Here is a 3,230-nt window from a genome sequence, read left to right as displayed (position 1 = left end):
GGTTAGCGTCCGTCGTATCTCTACGTCTGTGGAAGGAGACGGTGATGGATACGACGGTCAGTGGGATCGGCGCGGTTGTCGTGGCGGAGTTGCGGGCGGCCGGCTATATGGAATCGACGGTTGGTCAGTACGCCAAGACGATCAAGGCGCTGACTGAGTTTGCCTCGGGGCGTGAGTATTCCACCGGCTTGGGTGTGGAGTTCGCCTCGATGACGACCAGTGTGCGCACCGGCCGGTTCAGCGCGCAGCGCCGGTTCGATTACCGGCGTCTTGTTACGGTGTTCGACTCCTATGTGCAGACCGGGCGGGTGGACCTGGCGGTTCGTGGCCGCGGCGGCGGAGGCCCACGGCCGGTGGGCGGCGACTTCGTTGCGCTGGACGCCACGTGGGAGGCCGAGATGGGCCGGCGCGGTCTGGCACCGGCCACCCGCGAGGCCTATGGAAGGGTGGCGCGAAGCTACCTGGTGTTCCTGGAAAGACGCGGGATCGCCGTGCTGGACGGCGCGGATGGTGCCAGTGTCTTGGCGTTTTTGGAATCCCTACTGGATCGGTGGGCCAGGTCGTCGCTGTTTTGGGTGGTGTCGAACTTTCGTCCGTTCCTGAAGTTCACCGGCCGCGCCGATCTGGTTAATGCGCTGAATCTGGCTGGCGTCAAACGCTTTCACGCGATAGTCCCCCTCTTGGGCGACGCTGATGAAGAGCTGGTTGTTCGTGCGTGTGCGTCGGGGGTGGTCAGCGCGCGAGACGCCGCGATCACTTTGCTCGCATTGACGACGGGATTGCGGGCCTGTGACATCGTGGCGCTGCGGATCGGTGATGTCGACTGGCGTGGGCACACGATCGGGATCGTGCAGCAGAAGACGGGCAACCCGCTGACGCTGCCGTTGCCGGCGCTGCTGCTGGGCAAGCTGGCTTCTTATGTGCTCGACGAGCGTCCCAGCTCCGGCGATGATCACCTATTCCTGCGTATGAAAGCGCCACACACCCGGCTCAACGACCACGCGACGGTGCACCGGGTGACCGTCGAGACATTCCGGAAAGCGGGGGTGGCCGAGGCGAAGGCGGGAACCCGGTTGCTGCGCCACAACGCCGCATCCCGGCTGCTGGCCGCAGCGGTTCCACTGCCGACGATCGCGGCAGTGCTGGGCCACGCCAGCGAAGAATCGACGAACCTCTACATGAGCGTCGACCGGCGACGTCTGCTCGATTGCGTTCTGCCGGTCCCAGAAGCTGTGCGGTCATGAGCGGCCACGGCTTGACCAGCGCGTTCGCCACCGAGCTGGATGCCTATCTGGCGTTCAAGGCGAAGATGGGATTCACTGGCGCTTCCCGCATCTGGTACCTGAAACGGTTCGACGCCTACTGCGCCGAGCACGACCGCACGGTGTTCGACAAGGACACGGTTGAAGGCTGGGTCGCTGTTCAGCTGCAACATTCGGGCCGTTACCGGTCCTGGATGTCCTACATCCGTGACGTCGGCCGCTGGATGGCAATGAACGAGATCCCTGGCGCGTATGTGCTCTCTGATCGGTGGAAAGCCCCTATCGTTGCCGCTCATCCCTATCTGCTGTCTCGGCGTGAAATCGAATTGTTCTTCGCTGCCGCCGCCCGGGTTCAGACGCCATGCCCGTGGCGGTGGCAGGCGGCCGCGTTTTTCACCTTGATGCACTCGTGCGGGCTGCGGACCGGCGAAACCCGCGCCTTGCAGACCGGTCAGGTCGACCTCGACGCCGGACACATCGACATCATTTGGTCCACAGGCCATCGCGGCCGCAGGCTGCCGCTGACCGCCGAGGTGGTCGAGATCCTCGACACGTGCGACCGGACCTCGCGAGATCATTTCGCCTCGCGCCGAACGTTTTTCGTCTCCGCTACCGGCAACCAGGTCAGCGCGGCAACAGTCGGGAAGATATTCGGCCGCATCTGGGACCAGGCCGGGCTTGACCGGCCCGTGGCCGGTCAACAGCCACGGCCCTACGATTTGCGGCATCACTTCGCCTACGCCAATATCCAGCGGTGGATGACCGCCGGTGACGACGTCACCGCGATGCTGCCCTACCTGTCTCGTTACATGGGCCACGCAACCTTTGACAGCACGTACTACTACGTGCACACCTCGCCCGATTTCATGGCCGCCTACGCCGACATCACCCGGGACCGCCAGTCCCTGCTACCGCAGGTGGGATTCTGATGAGACGCGACCCACATACCGGTGCGCCGGACTTCTTCGGGTTCGCCCGCGATTATCTGCACTCCTACATACCCAAGACCAGAGGACTGTCACCGAAAACGGTTGAGGCATATCGGATCAGCCTGGAGTGCTTCCTGGACTACCTCGCTGAGGCTGAGCACATCGGACGTGAGCACGTCAGCTTCGATCACTTCGACCGTCCACACCTGAAGGGATGGCTGGCTTGGATGACCGATCAGCGGCACTACACGCCCAAGACCGTCACGTTGCGCCTCAGCGCCATCAAGGCGTTCCTGGCCTACGCGGCCTACGAAGATCTCACGCTCGTCGCGCTCAGCCAGGCAGCCAAGGCCCTCAAAGCGCCGGCGGGGCCCCGCAGGCCCGTCGAGTACCTCACCGAAGCTCAAACCCGGGCGATCCTTGCCGCGTTCACCGGGCAGACAGCGAAAGCTCGCAGGAACCGGATGCTGCTCATTCTGCTCTACGACACCGCGGCTCGCGTGGGCGAGATCACCGGCCTGACCCCGGGCGATCTCCGCCTGACCGAGCCCGGCCACATCCTGCTTACCGGCAAGGGCAACAAGACCCGCGTCGTGCCCCTTACCGACAAGACCATCGGCCATCTGCACGTCTACCTCGACGAGTTCCACCCGAACATCACCAAACTGCCCGCGAGACGGCCATTGTTCTACAGTCTGCATCGCGGGCGACCTGCCGAACTGTCCGCTGACACGGTCGCCGCCGTGCTCAAGCAGGCCGCCGAATCCGCGCGTACTCAATGCCCTTCGATCCCGGCGAACATCCACTGTCACCTGCTGCGGAAGACCAAAGCGATGGATCTCTACCAGCAGGGCATCCCGCTACCGATCATCATGCGCCTCCTCGGCCACGAAAACGCTTCCACCACAGCAGCTTTCTATGCCTTTGCAACCCTGGACATGATGCGTCAAGCGATCAACGCCGCCACCCCCGCGATCAACACCGCGGCCACCGAGCCACTCACCGAAGACCAACTCCAAACCCTCTACAGTCTGCGATA

3 protein-coding genes are annotated in these 3,230 nt (G+C 63.7%); all 3 read left to right on the top strand.

The genetic code is table 11. The features are described from left to right. Nucleotides 1-1,244: tyrosine-type recombinase/integrase (locus tag EET13_RS29555; RefSeq protein WP_244604199.1), on the top strand; the 1,244-nt coding region annotated here is incomplete at its 5' end. After that, entirely contained in the window at nt 1,241-2,191 is a 951-nt protein-coding gene (locus tag EET13_RS29550) for a tyrosine-type recombinase/integrase (protein WP_122445553.1), read from the top strand. The genes EET13_RS29555 and EET13_RS29550, both read left to right, overlap by 4 nt. Next, on the top strand, nt 2,191-3,230 hold a 1,040-nt coding region (locus EET13_RS29545; protein ID WP_122445552.1), incomplete at its 3' end, for a tyrosine-type recombinase/integrase. The genes EET13_RS29550 and EET13_RS29545, both read left to right, overlap by 1 nt.

It is taken from the genome of Mycobacterium attenuatum (assembly GCF_900566085.1).
GTDB classification, from domain to species: domain Bacteria; phylum Actinomycetota; class Actinomycetes; order Mycobacteriales; family Mycobacteriaceae; genus Mycobacterium; species Mycobacterium attenuatum.
The sequence above is the reverse complement of the archived record's forward strand: the minus strand, read 5'-3'. Positions and strand labels throughout refer to the sequence as shown.

What these genes read in the sequence shown, in the direction of transcription:
- EET13_RS29550 (WP_122445553.1), top strand. Translation starts at nt 1,241, where the DNA reads ATGAGCGGCCACGGCTTGACCAGCGCGTTCGCCACCGAGCTGGATGCC.